Raw genomic sequence first — 13711 nt, 5'->3', positions numbered from 1 at the left:
GTTCCTAGGCGCGGTTGGCGACGCGTTCGCCCAACAGTCCGGAAGGCCTGAAAATCAGCACGGCGATCAGTACAATAAAAGCGAATATGTCTTGATAGTTGCTGCCGAAGTTACCTTTGGTGAGCTCGCCGAGATAACCGGCTCCCAGGGATTCGATCAAGCCGAGCAGCAGGCCGCCGAGCATGGCGCCGCGAATATTGCCGATACCGCCCAGTACCGCGGCGGTAAAGGCTTTTATCCCCGGCAGGAAACCCATGGAAAAACCGGCGTTGCCGTAGTTGCTGGCCATCATGACGCCGGCCAGCGCGGCGAATGTCCCGCCGATGGCAAAGGTGAGGGTAATAATGCGGTCGGGATTGATACCCATCAGGCCGGCGACCTGGGGATTCTCCGCCGTTGCGCGCATGGCGCGGCCCAGGCGGCTATGTTCCACCAACAGCAAAAGACCGGCCATCACCAGGCAGGCGATAACCAGCGTGGCGATACCGGTAACGGTGATGACCGCCGGAGCATGCGTCCCGTCGCCGCGGGTGAGGGGGATGGGATCCATCGGCAGGAGCTGCGGAAACATCAGCGGATTGCGCGACCAGATAATCATCGCCAGGGTTTGCAGCAGCAGTGACACGCCGATGCCGCTGATCAGCGGCGCCAGGCGGGGAGCATGGCGTAAGCGGCGATAGGCCAGGCGTTCGATTGCCATAGCCACCAGCGCGCATACCGCCATCGACAGCAACACCGCCAGCAGCAGCAGGACATAAACCGGCAGGCCGGGAAAATGGCGCTGAAGAAATGTCACGACGGACAGTGCGCTGAGCGCCCCCACCATCAGCAGATCGCCATGGGCAAAATTGATGATGCGCAGGATGCCGTACACCATGGTATAGCCGAGCGCCATCAGCGCATAAATGCTGCCGAGGGTGAGCCCGTTAATGGCTTGCTGGATAAAGGTATCCATACTGCGGACGTCCTAAATAAAAAGGAATGCATGGGCATACCCTAATCGTTTAGTTTAATTAGTGAAATACCGATAAATAATTATTTATATCAAAAATAGTAGTTTTTAATTTATTGTTTTAATTATATAAATAATAAATTAGCAATTCAGATTGGCGATGAAAGAATCAATATATGAAAAAAACAGAACAATATAGATATGCACCGAACGACCTTATCCCGCCGACGGCCTTGGCCGACGATCCCCCTTTACGGGCCGTCCGGGCTTTCGAGGCCATCGCGCGTTTGGGCAGTGTCACCGCCGCCGCCCATGAACTGGATATCTCACCCTCCGCCGTCAGCCACCAGCTCAAAATTCTGGAAGCCTTTTTGCAAATGCCGCTGACGGAACGGCAAGGGCGCAATCTTATCTTACGTACAGAAGGGCGCGAATATTATCGTTCCATACGCTCCGCCTTTAACGTGTTACGCCAGGCCACGGAGCATGTCAGGGAGCAATCCGCCTCCCGGCAGGTAACCATCAGCCTGATACCGCTGTTCGGCATGGGCTGGTTTATCCCCCGCATGAGCGGTTTTTTGCAGGAAAATCCCGACATTGATATTAACGTTGTCTATGCCAACCATCGCAACTACCCAAGCGACGCGGCGGATATTTCCATTCGCTTCGGCGCGGGCCAGTGGCCGGGATATCGCTGCCAAAAATTGATGTCGGGGGAGATGATTCCGGTTTGCAGCCGGGGCTTTATCAAGTGGCATGGCCTGATAGATACGCCGGATCAGCTCTCAGCCATGCCGTTGCTCCATGATGAAGAGCGCAACACCTGGATGGCATGGTTCCAGAGCATCGGCGTCAAACGGCCGCTGCGCAGTTCCGGACCGTTGTTCGAGGACGGCTTGCTGACCCTGGCCGCCGTGCAATCAGGGTTGGGCTGCGCACTGATGCGCGAGCCTCTGATCGCGCCATATCTGCTGTCGGGAGAGCTGGTGAAATTATCGGACCATGCCATCGACGACGGGCGCGATTATTATCTCTGCGTCAGGCAAGACAGCGAGCTATCAAAGGAAGGGGTGAATTTGCAAAATTGGCTGGTCAAAGAGGCGCAGCGATAAGGCTGTTTTTCCACGCGCCTTCGGCCGGCAGGTTACTCAGGCTTCCGGTTCATGTTAAATAAATAACTATTTAAAGTTAAAATTGTTATTTTTAAATCGTGATATTTAACCGTCTAATAGCAGGCTTTCTGGTCTTAACCACGGCATGGCCGGTGGGATAAGACGTGATTTCGTCGGTGGCTATTGCCCTGACGTTATTTTTTATCCAGGAGCGACTGCATGGCATGGCGTTTAGATCCGCGCAATTTTCCCGATTTCACGCAAAAGAAAATCATCGATAAGCATCTGGACCGGCTGGATACCCATGGCGTGTCCAGGCGCGATTTCCTGACCCTGGCATCCGCCGGCGCGGTGGCCGCCGCCACCGCCAGCCTGACGCTGGGATTTCCGTCGGCGGCCGTGGCGGCCCCCAGCGGGAAGCTGGCCTATCTCTCCTTTAACGTCAACGAATACAACGTGCAGACCGATAAGGCATTCCAGGCGGCCAGCCGTGAGTTCGGCCTGCCTTACGCTTTCCTGGACGGGCAAAACGACGGTCAGCGCCAGGTGAATCAATTTGAAGAGCAAACCGTGGCTGGGGCAATCGGGGCGGTATTCAACCTGGCTGACGGCAGTTCGCTGCGGCGGGTATCGAGCCTGGCGCAGCAAAATAAGCTTTTTTTCGGCAATTTCTGGAATACGCTGCCGTGGTTTACGCCTTTCGACGCCAGTGAGTATTACACCCTGTATGCCGTGCCCGAAGAGTTCGAAGCCCACCGCGCGGTGACGGTGGAGCTGCTGCGCACCGTCACCGAGAAATTCGGCGGCGGCGATATCGTGGCGGTGACCGGCATTGACGGTTATGTATCGGACATCGCCCGAAGCCGGGGCCGGGACGATGCCTTCAAAGACTTTCCGAAAACGCGGCTGGTGGACAAACTGCCGGGTAAGTGGAACCGCGAAGACGGTCTGAAGGCTACCGACGATTTGCTGACGCGCAATAAAAACGTGGTGGGCATCGTGGCGCAAAATGACGATATCGCCCAGGGGGTACTGGCGGCTCTGCGCGCCCGCGGCCTGCGTCCGGGCGAAGATGTCTTGGTAGTGGGCGCCGACGGCACCACCGAAGGGGTGAAATCCATTATCGGCGGCAGCCAGCTTGCCACCAGCGCCAATAGCCCCGCCTATGCGGCGGCATTGTTTACCGCTCGCATCTACGATGTTACGCACGGTTGGACGCCGCGCGCTTCGGAGCGGGTGCTTAACTGGCAATCGCTGAACCTGACCCGGCGCAACGCGGATGTTTATCGTAGCCGTTTTGTCGATAACAACGGCGTGGCGCCTTTTGACTATAGGCGTCTCTCCCATGTGCTGCACCCAAGCGATTGGGATCCCCAGGCGCATGTTTACCCCATCAACCTGGAAAAGGAGTGGACCGGCATTCCCAAGCCGGCGGGTTATCAATTGCCGAAAGAGTATACGGATGCGCGTAATAACGGCGAGTTTGAGCGCGTGCGGGCGGAGTATGCCGATCATTACAAGATCAAGTTTGACGGACCGTCCCCCAATGTTAAAAGCTGACGTTTTTTCCACCGCCGCGCCGCCGGCGGTACTGTCTCCATTGTTGCCAAGGCCGCAGCCGCTATGGCCGCGTGCCGGCGACGCCGCCCGTTATGCGTGTGCATCATCCCTGAATGGCGCGTTTTGGCCTTTATTCAACGGAGCATTCCGCCATGGAGCATAATCTGCTCGCCGTGAACCATCTGGGCAAACGCTATGGCCGCACCCTGGTGCTGGATGACTTGTCGCTGCTCATTCCCGCTAATAAAGTGGTGGCGGTGATCGGTGAAAACGGCGCCGGCAAATCCACGTTAATGGACATCATCAGCGGCATCGTGCCGCCGACGTCGGGGGAGATGCTGGCGCGGGGGCGCCCGTATCAGCCCGGCAATTACCGCGCCGCCCTGGGCGAAGGCGTGTCGCGGGTGTTCCAGGAGCAATCGCTTGTCGCCAATGTGCCGGTCTATGAGAACCTGTTGCTGGGTGAAGAGGCGCGTTTTACCCGCGCAGGGCAATGGCTGGATAAACGGAAAATGATCACGGCCGCCGAGGGGATCGTCGAGGCATCGGGTTTTGATATCGATGTGCGCAAACGCACCGGCGATTATGATTTTTCCAAACGCCAGGCCATTGAAATCGCCCGCGCCTGTTTAACCCCGTCGCTGTTACGCGGCGTCAGCCAGCCGCTTATCCTGCTGGATGAACCTACCTCCGCCCTGGACCGGCGCGATGAGGAGATATTTTTCCGCCTGGTGGCGCAGGTTAGGCTACAAGGTTCGCTGCTGTTCGTTTCACACCGTCTGAGCGAGGTGATGAGCCATGCCGACATTATCTGCGTGCTGAAGGACGGCAGGCTGGTGGCGACGCTCTCCCCCGGCGAGACCGATGAGAGCGGCCTGCACCGGCTGATGGTGGGCCGGGAGCGGTCGGCGGATCACTATTACCAGCAGCGGCAGGAGGACGTCAGCGCGAATCCGATACGGCTGGAAACCCGCCGGCTGGCTCAGTCGGAGTCGTTCCAGGATGTTTCCCTACGGGTGCGGGCCGGCGAGGTGCTGGGCATCGGCGGACTGCTGGATTCCGGTAAAAGCGCGCTGGGCAAAGCGGTGGCCGGCATTACCCCACCGGATGACGGCGAGGTGAGCCTTGACGGGCAATCAACGCGGCGCCCCGACATCAGGCGTTTTATCCGTCAGGGCCTGGGCTATATCCCGGCGGAACGGCTTACCGACGGTTTGATTGCCTGTTTTTCCGTGGCCTGGAATTTCTCGCTGGCCGGCGGCGGCGACCTGTTTGCCGGCCGGCTGGGGCTGTGGCGTCTGCGCCGGGAACAGCGGGACGTTCAGCGCTATATCGAGCAACTGCGGATTCGTTCCGCGACGCCGGTGCTGGCATGCTCCCGTCTTTCCGGCGGCAATCAGCAAAAGGTGGTGCTGGCGCGCTGGCTGTGCCGCAGCCCGAGGGTGCTGGTGTTGGATAACCCGACCCGCGGGGTGGACGCCGGCTCGAAAGAAGAGATTTACCGGATTATCCGCGAACTTACCCAACAGGGCGTCGCCATCCTGCTGATTACCGATGAACTGCTGGAATTGATCGGTTTGTCCAATCGCATCCTGATCATGCGCCGCGGCCGGGTGGTGAAAGAGCTGGCGGCGCCTCCCGACCAAAAGCCGGGGGAGCGCGACATCATCCCCTGGATGTTGCCGGACGGCGCCTCCCGTCCCGACGAACCTTCCGCTTTTCCTCTTCAAGGAGCCGGTTATGCAAACTGATCTCCCAACCGTATCCGCCAAAACCAACCGGGCCGGCGACTTTTTACGGGCCATTGATAAAAGCTTCTGGTTTCCCGTCGGCGTGGTCGTGGCGCTGTTCGTTTTTTTCTCCCTGACCACCGACTCCTTCGCCACGCTGCGCAACTTTACCGCCGTCAGCGGTCAGGCGGGCGCGCTGTTGATTGCCTGTCTGGGGGGCAGCTTTATCATCCTGATGGGCAGCATCGATCTGTCCATCGGCGCGATGGTGCTGCTGTCCGGCGCGGTGGGGGTCACCCTGATTAACGGCACGCCGCTGGGATTTGCCGTGATTCCCGTGGTGACGGCTATCGGCTGCCTGTTCGGCCTGTTGAACGGCGTCATTTATGTCTATGGTCGCATTCCGTCATTTATCGTGACGCTGGGCACCCTCTCCGTATTCAGCGGACTGGCGCTGAAAATCCTTGATGGCCGCGCCATTGAGTTTAATTTGCCGGGCTTTGAAACCCTCTCTATCGGCCAGGCCATACCCCATTTACCCAATATCACGCTTTGTGCGCTGATTGCCTGGGCGCTGATGGTGTTCGTGGCCGTTCGCACCCGGTTCGGCCGCTATATGTATCTTATCGGCGGCGGTGAAACGGTGGCGCACACGGCGGGCGTGCCGGTCCGGCGCTATAAGCTTTATGCCTTTATCGTCGCCGGCGGGCTGGCGGCCATCGCCGCGCTGCTGTCGGTCGCCCGGCTCGGGGCGTCGGGTCCTTCCCTGGGCAGCGATCTGCTGCTCAACAGCCTGGCGGCCATCGTGGTGGGCGGCACCTCGCTTTCCGGCGGGGTGGGCGGCCCCCACCGCACGCTTATCGGCGTGCTGATTATCGCCATGCTCGACAACGGCCTGAACTTGCTGGGTGTATCGCAATATTCACAGATGATGATCAAAGGCGCGGTGGTGATCGCCGCGGTGCTGGTCAGCCGCGAATCCAGCCTGCGCGTGAGCGTCAAATAGGAAAAAACATGCCAAAAAGATTGATATTCAATGCCTTTTCCATGAACGCGGTATCCCATGTCTATCACGGGCTATGGCGGCATCCCGAGACCCGGCAAACCGAACTCAACGATATTTCCGCCTGGGTGGAACTGGCGCGGATCCTGGAAAGAGGCAAATTCGACAGCCTGTTTCTTGCCGACGCCCTCGGACTGGACAGCGGCCATAACGGCAGTTGGGATATTTATGCGGAACAAGGCATCCATTTTCCGGTTAACGATCCCACGGTGCTGGCGGCGGCGCTTATCACCTCCACCGAGCATCTCGGCCTGGCGTTTACCAGCTCTATTTTGCAAAGCCATCCGTTTGATTTCGCCCGGCGGGTGTCCACCCTCGATCACCTGAGCCGCGGCCGCATCGGCTGGAATATCGTCACCAGCACCAGCCGCAACGCCGCGCAAAACTTCGGCTTTGACGCCCCGGTACCCCACGACGAACGCTATCGCTGGGCCGACGAGTATATGGCGGTGGTCTATAAGCTCTGGGAACACTCCTGGGAGCAGGACGCGGTGGTTGCCGACCCTGTGGCGGGGCGTTATGCCGACCCGCGCAAAATCCACGCCATCGATCATCAGGGGGAGCGGTATCGGGTGCGTGGACCGCATCTCTCCAGCCCGTCGCCCCAGCGCACGCCCTTTTTGATCCAGGCCGGCTCGTCCACGGCGGGCCGGGCCTTCGCCGAGCGTAACGCCGAGGCGACCTTTGTGGTCTGCCTGACTCCCGAGGCGGCCCGCGTCGCCATCAGCGGGCTGCGGGCCGGGCTGGCGCGGGCAGGCCGGCGGCCTGAGGATTTACTGGTTTTCCAGGGGCTGTCGTTTGTGGTGGGAAGCACGGAAGAAGAGGCGGCGCGCAAGGCGCGCGCGCTGGACGAATATGTCAGCACCGATGGATTGGCGGCCCATGTGGGACGCGATCTGGGCATAGATTTCGGGCTGTTGGATCCTGATAAGCCGGTGGCGGATTTCAACATCGAAGGCTTGCAGGGCTTCACCCGTTTTTATGAAGAAGCTCATCCCGGCAAAAAGGCGCGGCTGGCGGATCTGGTGACGGCCATGTCCTACAACGGCCGTATCGTAGGTACGCCTGAACAAATCGCCCACCGCCTCGCATTGTGGCAAGAGGCGGGCATTGACGGCGTGAACGTGGCTTACCAGACCACGCCGGGCTCCTTTGTCGAGTTTATCGACCACGTCATGCCCGTTTTAGCGCGGCGCGGGCTGGCGCAGACGGAGTATGCGCCCGGTACGCTGCGCGAACGGTTTTTCCCCGGGGGAGAGGCGCGGATCAATGCGCGGCATCCCGCCCGGCGAAGCGACTGACCACCATTTCTTGCGGCGCGCCCGCCAGGATGCCGCTGCTTTTGATAAGGATAACACCATGACATTAGCTACTAATGCCTGGGGATTGCCCCCAAGCGAGCGTTATTCGTCGCTGGCGGAGCGATTCCGGCCGCTGTTCGCCAACATCAGCGCCGGCGCGCTGGAGCGGGAAATTACCCGCACGCTGCCGTATGAACAGATAGGCTGGCTCAAAGAGGCCCGTTTCGGCGCGCTGCGGGTGCCTGAGGAGTTCGGCGGTTTCGGCGCCACGCTGCCTGAGCTGTTCGGCCTGCTGATTGAGCTCTCCGCGGCGGATTCCAATATCACCCAGGCGCTGCGCGGACATTTTGCCCTGGTGGAGGATATTCTTAACACCCGCATCCCCGGCCGGCGGGAAAAATGGCTGCCGCGTTTCGCCACCGGCCAAATCGCCGGCAATGCCTGGACCGAGCTGGATTCAACGCTTCAGGGATTCTCCAGCCGTGTGAGCCGCGACGGTGACGGTGCTTATTTAAACGGCACCAAATTTTATACCACCGGCTCGGCATTTGCCGATTGGATCCATGTCGGCTGTGTAAACGATAATGACGAGCCGATATCGGCGATTATCCATCGCCACGCCCGCGGCGTCACCGTGGCGGATGATTGGGATGGTTTCGGCCAGACCCTGACCGCCAGCGGGACGACAGTATTCGACCATGCCCCTTTGGAGTGGGACGATGTTGCGCCGGAGGAAGATCGGTTTAACTACTCTCCTGCGTTCTATCAGCTGGTTATCCTCTCCGCCCTGGCGGGGGTCGGCCGGGCGGCGGCAGACGAGGTGGCCGGGGCGGTGGCGCGGCGAAATCGCACCTATTCCCATGCCGCGGCCACGCAGGCCGGCGCCGATCCCCAGGTGCTGCAGATAGTGGGTCGTATTCAGGGCGCGGCGTTCGGCGCCGGCGCCATCGTGCTCAAAGCCGCCGAAGCGCTCCAGGACGCCTATGACACTGCGCGCCGCGGCGACGCCAGGGAAAAAGAGGCGGTGGCGCTGGCGGAACTGCAGGCGGCGCAGGCGCAAACGGTGGTGTCCGGCCTGGTGCTTGACGCCACGGCGCTGATTTTCGATGCCCTCGGCGCCTCGGCGGTAAGGCGCGGAGCCGGCCTGGACCGGCATTGGCGCAATGCACGGACCCTGGCATCCCATAATCCGCGCATTTATAAAGACCGGATCGTCGGCGACTATGCGGTAAACGGCACGCCGCCGCCGCCGCAATGGACGGTAGGCAGCGCCTGAAACAATGGATATTGTCTTCCCCAGGCTACCCCGCCATGCACGCCAGCAGCCACTCCCTTAGCCGGACGATATCCTCACGGCTGGACTTATCTAGAGTGGTAACAAAATAGTAGTTGGCGCCCGGTAGCCGCCGGTGGAAGGGTAGGGTAAGCATCTGCTTATCAATAAAATCCCTCGCCAGCAGGCTGCTGACGATGGCCACTCCCTGGCCGGCGATTGCCGCCTGGATGGCGTGGATCTCATCGCTAAAGCGCGGGCCGGCGTCAATATCCAGCGCGGCGGGGCCAAAGCGGCTGCGCCACTGTTTCCAATCCGGCGATGGCTGCGGGATAAGCCGGTTTTCGACGTGAAACAGCGTTACCGACAGCAAATCGTCCACCTTCTTCAACGACAGGGCCGGGGCGGCCACCAGCACGAAACTGTCTTCATACAATAACGTTGTGTGGAGATTTTCACCGGGTCGGGTGCTGTAGCGGATGGCCGCGTCCACGGTATTTCTCGCCAGATCCACCAGCTCAATGCCGGTATGGAGCCGCAGTTCCATCTCCGGGCAAGACGCTTTCAGGGCGGACAACCGCGGCACCAGCCAATGGGTCAGAAAATTGGAGGTGGTGGTGAGCGTCAGTACCGGCGGCCGCCGGGCGTTGGCAATGGTATTGACCGCCTCCTGCAAATCGGCAAAGGCACGGCGGGTGGCCTGATGCAGTATCTTGCCCGCGGCGGTCAAGGCGACCTCCCGTGGGCCGCGCTCGAACATCGCGGTTTGCAAGGCCTCCTCCAGCGCCCGGATCTGGTGGCTGACCGCGGTAGGCGTCACGTTGATCTCCTGTGCCGCCCGTTTGAAGCTGCCCTGACTGGCGACGGCGTCGAAAGCCTTCAGAGAATTCAGCGTCGGCATGCGCTTGTCTTTCATGGTGAGTTTTTTTCAGCTTATGGTGAAATATTTGATTTTGATTGTCACAAATTAAGCGGTGTAAGCTTTGATTTCAATGCCTGATAAATGAGTTTTTTTCATTATAGGCCAAAGAAGATATGCACATCGCTAAGGCTGAGGACAATCATCAATGATCGCGATTACGGCAGTCAAATCCGGCAAGGAACAAATCGGCCCCGGTGCGTTGGCGGGCATCTCTTTAGCGCAGTTTATCCTGGCGCTGGATTACTCCATCGTTTATCTCGCGTTGCCGTCCATGGCGAAAGACCTGGGGCTGGACACCGCCTTGTCTCAATGGATAGTCTCGGCCTACGGCCTGATGTTCGGCGGCTTTTTACTCCTGGGCGGCAGACTGTGCGACCGGTTTGGCGCGTACGGGACATTTGCCGCCGCCGTATGCCTGTTCAGCGCCGCCTCTTTACTGGGCGGGTTGGCAGGGAACGGCGCATGGCTGATATTGGCCCGCGGCGCGCAGGGTATCGGCGCGGCGGCGCTGCAACCGGCGCTTTTGTCTATGATTGCAGCGCATTTCCCTTCCGGACCGTCACGGGCCAAAGCACTATCGATATGGGGCGCGGTGGGCGCTCTGGGGTTGGTGGCGGGGGTATTGCTTGGGGGCGTTTTCACACTGTTTTCCTGGCGGCTGGTGTTTTTTATCAATTTTCCCATCGGCATGCTTTGCCTGTGGCTGTTGAAACGCAAGATGATGCCGGGTACGGCGCCAAGGCACCGCGCCCCCATTCCGGTATTGGCCGCGCTGTCAGGCACCCTGGCGATGATGAGCGTGGTGCTTTGGCTGACGAGCCTGGCGCAGGCCGGCCTTGACGATATCCATACCCATGCATGGGCGGGAGCGGCGGTAGTAGGGTCGTTAATCTTTTTTGCCGGCGAAAAACTCGGCCCGCGTCCGCTGGTGGCGCGGGCGCTGCGGCGATTGCCCGGCCTGCGCACCGGATGCTGGACCAGCGCATGTTATATGGCGAGCGCCGGGGCGGAATTCTTTTTGCTGACGCTGTTGCTGCAAAACGTCTATGGTTACGGTGCGCTAAGGGCAGGTCTGTGCTTTTTGCCCATGGCGGCGCTGATCGTCATCGGCAATGTACTGGCGGGAAAGCTCATGGGCAAGATGACTGCCGAAAGAGTGCTGTTCGGCGGATTTGCGCTGGCGGCATTCGGTCTGTGGCTGCTCGCCCTGTCGCTTGCCGGCGGGGCATTCCGCTGGCGCTTTGCCGTGGGACTCCTGCTCAGCGGGCTGGGACACGGCATAATTTACGCCGCCAATTTCGCCGCGGGCCTAAAAGAGCTGCCGGAGGATAGGCAAGGGACGGGCAGTGGACTTTTGGTGACCGCCCAGTACGTCGGCGGCGCCATTGCTCTGTCGCTGCTGGTGATTCTACTGGGCTATTATCCGGGTGAAACCGGATATTATTATTCATTTACCCTGCTGGCGTTTTTTGCCTTATCGGGCGCGGCGGCGGCATTAGCAGCGGAAAATTGAATTTTCTGACTGCAGACTATAAAGCCGCGAAGGATAATGTCCTCTCTCATTCCGGGCTAACCGACAGGATTAACCGAACTTGCCATCGCTGGCCCGCTCGCATGTTATTTTTTGGTCAGAGACGGCAGAATACTGTCAAGGCATAGAGACAATATGGCGAATAGACTGATAAAAGAGGGAAATTTTAAATACATATGCCTGATTGCCATTTATAAAATATATATAATCTTTATTAAGAAACAAAGACGGAAATATTCTGCCGTTAATCTGACCCAATCTTGATATCCGCCTATTTAAATATTCATTAATACGAAGTAATTGTTGTATGGCTGGTCAATTGAAATGCAGCTATTTATTGCACTGGCGATATGGGAAAAATAAATTCCACAACAATTGATTGTTAATTAATTGTAAATAAGTAAAAATTTCAGCGTTTTTCCATTTGCCTCCGCGTTTGATAGCATGCCGACCGCTGGCAAAAAACGCCTTGAATTAAACTAAATATTACTCCACAGTAAATGAAAGGTTTTTATAAAACAACAAAATGTGAAATCTAATGCATAAAATATCATATTATTATTTTGAATATCGATAGTAAGTTCTTTTTTCTTAATGCGGGGCGTAATGCGCTCTAAGCCCTTACCGGAGATTTTTAATAATGCAGAAATTTGGACGCTGGGCTTATCCCGGTCTGTTATCTATGCTGGTTATTTCATTAAATATAAGCTTGGCGAGCGGCGCGGAATCCACGGACGGCGAGAAGGAACTCACTATTGGTTTGGCCGAACAATCGCAATGTATCGATCCGCAACAGGACAATTACGGTTATGCGGCAATCGAAGGCCGGGGCCTGGTGGATTCCCTTACCGATCAGAATTATGAAAATCCATCAAAAATAACCCCCTGGCTGGCTCAATCCTGGGAAATAAATACTGATGCGACCCGCTACACTTTTCATATTCGCAAAGACGTCACTTTCAGCGACGGCAGCAAACTCGATGCGCGGGTGATCAAAGCCAACTTCGATAAAATATCAACCATTCCCGGTGCGGCCGGCGCGTCCTATTTTAAAGGGGTAAAGGCCATCACGGCCATTGATGACTACACATTGCAAATCGATTTCAACCAGCCGAATGTCCCGTTCCTGGCGGCCACCTCGACGGGGGAGCTGGGTATCGTCGCCCCGGCGACGTTGGCGAAGTCACCGGAGGAACGCTGCCATACGGGAGTGATAGGTTCCGGACCTTTTGTGCTCGACAGCGTCAAGCTGAACGAGAAGACCGAGCTGGTGAAGCGCAAAGGCTATAACTGGCCGTCGTCGCAACGTAAGCACAGCGGCGAAGCTTACCTTGATCGGGTTATTTACCGCATTATTCCGGAATCGACGGTACGCACCGGCGCACTGAGGAGCCATCAGGTCAATATTATCGAATCGACGGGATATGAGGATGCCGAACCGCTGGTGAAAGAGGGTTTTCCGCTGGAGAAAATCGAATCCCTGGGCACCTCTGTCAATCTGCTGATCAACACCTCCCGCGGCATCCTGGCCGATGAGAAGGTGCGGCAGGCCTTCAGCAAGGCCATCAATCGTAAAGAGGTCGTCGATCTCGCTTTCTCGGGTTTTAAAATTCCCGCCACCGGCGTGTTGACGCGCAAGACGCCGGGTTACCTTGACCAGAGCGCACAGCTGGTTTTCGATCCGGCCGCCGCTGACAAGCTGCTGGACGAAGCCGGCTGGACCAAGGGACCGGATGGTATCCGGGTCAAGGACGGCAAGCCTTTGCGTATTACCGTTTCGTTCTATGCCGCTCCGATCAACCAGGCGTTTCTGGAAGTGGTTCAGCAGCAGGTTCGCGATGTGGGCTTTGATTTGCGTCTGCGCCCGCTCACCGGCGGCGCCTATGATGAAGCGCTGCTGGCGGGAGATTATGATCTTCATCGCTGGGAGTGGTCCCTGGGCGATCCGGACGTGCTGCGCCAGCTCTACTCAACCAAGGCGCTCAACCGATTCCGCCTCCATCCCGATAACGACATCGACGGCCCGCTGGACGCTCAGCGCGCCACCACCGACCCGGCCGCGCGCAAGAAACTCACCGATCAGGTGCAGAAAATCATCCTGGACCGGGCTTATGCGGTTCCGGTGTTTTCTACCCAGGAACTGTGGTCGAACGACGGCACGGTGAGGGATCTGGAGTGGGGCGGGCCGGGAGCCGGTTCAACCAGCCAGATTCTTTACGACGTTACGCTGGCAAAGGCTGCCCGTTAGCGTTTGGCCTCGAGGGGGA

Annotated in this window: 10 protein-coding genes; 8 read left to right on the top strand and 2 right to left on the bottom strand. The window is 58.3% G+C overall.

Features of this window, described 5'->3' with window-relative positions:
• Positions 1-4 precede the first annotated feature (4 nt).
• Positions 5-955 carry a branched-chain amino acid ABC transporter permease gene (locus ACL2XJ_RS05700; RefSeq protein ID WP_203520428.1) on the bottom strand — a complete coding sequence of 317 codons (951 nt, stop codon included), beginning with the start codon at positions 953-955 and terminating at the stop codon, positions 5-7.
• Positions 956-1128: 173 nt separating this feature from the next.
• Here ACL2XJ_RS05700 and ACL2XJ_RS05695 point away from each other — a divergent pair, with 173 nt between their 5' ends.
• The 6 genes from ACL2XJ_RS05695 (at position 1129) to ACL2XJ_RS05670 (ending at position 8994) form a co-directional block, all read left to right on the top strand.
• The gene (locus tag ACL2XJ_RS05695) at positions 1129-2064 is read left to right on the top strand and encodes a LysR substrate-binding domain-containing protein (protein WP_413725940.1); all 936 of its coding nucleotides are present in this window, start codon (positions 1129-1131) and stop codon (positions 2062-2064) included.
• A gap of 219 nt (positions 2065-2283) precedes the next feature.
• Positions 2284-3624, top strand: coding sequence for a sugar ABC transporter substrate-binding protein (locus tag ACL2XJ_RS05690; protein ID WP_413725939.1), 1341 nt, complete (start codon positions 2284-2286; stop codon positions 3622-3624).
• A gap of 152 nt (positions 3625-3776) precedes the next feature.
• Positions 3777-5375: a sugar ABC transporter ATP-binding protein gene (locus ACL2XJ_RS05685; protein WP_413725938.1), complete on the top strand. Its 1599-nt coding sequence runs from the start codon at positions 3777-3779 to the stop codon at positions 5373-5375.
• Positions 5365-6360, top strand: coding sequence for an ABC transporter permease (locus tag ACL2XJ_RS05680; RefSeq protein ID WP_413725937.1), 996 nt, complete (start codon positions 5365-5367; stop codon positions 6358-6360). The genes ACL2XJ_RS05685 and ACL2XJ_RS05680 overlap by 11 nt, the downstream gene beginning before the upstream one ends.
• 8 nt (positions 6361-6368) lie before the next feature.
• The gene (locus ACL2XJ_RS05675; RefSeq protein WP_413725936.1) at positions 6369-7718 is read left to right on the top strand and encodes an NtaA/DmoA family FMN-dependent monooxygenase; all 1350 of its coding nucleotides are present in this window, start codon (positions 6369-6371) and stop codon (positions 7716-7718) included.
• Between the two features lie 58 nt (positions 7719-7776).
• Positions 7777-8994 (top strand): acyl-CoA dehydrogenase family protein, encoded by a 1218-nt coding sequence (locus tag ACL2XJ_RS05670; RefSeq protein ID WP_203520445.1) that lies wholly within the window; start codon positions 7777-7779, stop codon positions 8992-8994.
• Between the two features lie 25 nt (positions 8995-9019).
• Here the strand turns inward: ACL2XJ_RS05670 and ACL2XJ_RS05665 are convergent, their stop codons facing one another.
• Complete coding sequence (locus ACL2XJ_RS05665; RefSeq protein ID WP_413725935.1) at positions 9020-9907, bottom strand: LysR substrate-binding domain-containing protein; 888 nt, start codon at positions 9905-9907, stop codon at positions 9020-9022.
• A 151-nt stretch (positions 9908-10058) separates the two neighbouring features.
• Here ACL2XJ_RS05665 and ACL2XJ_RS05660 point away from each other — a divergent pair, with 151 nt between their 5' ends.
• Together ACL2XJ_RS05660 and ACL2XJ_RS05655 are read left to right on the top strand one after the other, a co-directional pair.
• Complete coding sequence (locus tag ACL2XJ_RS05660; protein WP_413725934.1) at positions 10059-11426, top strand: MFS transporter; 1368 nt, start codon at positions 10059-10061, stop codon at positions 11424-11426.
• Positions 11427-12084: 658 nt separating this feature from the next.
• Entirely contained in the window at positions 12085-13692 is a 1608-nt protein-coding gene (locus ACL2XJ_RS05655; protein ID WP_413725933.1) for an ABC transporter substrate-binding protein, read from the top strand.
• Positions 13693-13711: the final 19 nt, after the last annotated feature.

This window comes from Sodalis sp. RH16, assembly GCF_047324245.1.
GTDB classification, from domain to species: domain Bacteria; phylum Pseudomonadota; class Gammaproteobacteria; order Enterobacterales; family Enterobacteriaceae; genus Acerihabitans; species Acerihabitans ligni.
This window is presented reverse-complemented; position numbering and strand designations above follow the sequence as displayed.

Bases quoted from the DNA above. Each gene is read 5' to 3' on its own strand.
- ACL2XJ_RS05700 (WP_203520428.1), bottom strand. From the start codon at position 955: ATGGATACCTTTATCCAGCAAGCCATTAACGGGCTCACCCTCGGCAGC.
- ACL2XJ_RS05695 (WP_413725940.1), top strand. From the start codon at position 1,129: ATGAAAAAAACAGAACAATATAGATATGCACCGAACGACCTTATCCCG.
- ACL2XJ_RS05690 (WP_413725939.1), top strand. From the start codon at position 2,284: ATGGCATGGCGTTTAGATCCGCGCAATTTTCCCGATTTCACGCAAAAG.
- ACL2XJ_RS05685 (WP_413725938.1), top strand. From the start codon at position 3,777: ATGGAGCATAATCTGCTCGCCGTGAACCATCTGGGCAAACGCTATGGC.
- ACL2XJ_RS05680 (WP_413725937.1), top strand. From the start codon at position 5,365: ATGCAAACTGATCTCCCAACCGTATCCGCCAAAACCAACCGGGCCGGC.
- ACL2XJ_RS05675 (WP_413725936.1), top strand. From the start codon at position 6,369: ATGCCAAAAAGATTGATATTCAATGCCTTTTCCATGAACGCGGTATCC.
- ACL2XJ_RS05670 (WP_203520445.1), top strand. From the start codon at position 7,777: ATGACATTAGCTACTAATGCCTGGGGATTGCCCCCAAGCGAGCGTTAT.
- ACL2XJ_RS05665 (WP_413725935.1), bottom strand. From the start codon at position 9,907: ATGAAAGACAAGCGCATGCCGACGCTGAATTCTCTGAAGGCTTTCGAC.
- ACL2XJ_RS05660 (WP_413725934.1), top strand. From the start codon at position 10,059: ATGATCGCGATTACGGCAGTCAAATCCGGCAAGGAACAAATCGGCCCC.
- ACL2XJ_RS05655 (WP_413725933.1), top strand. From the start codon at position 12,085: ATGCAGAAATTTGGACGCTGGGCTTATCCCGGTCTGTTATCTATGCTG.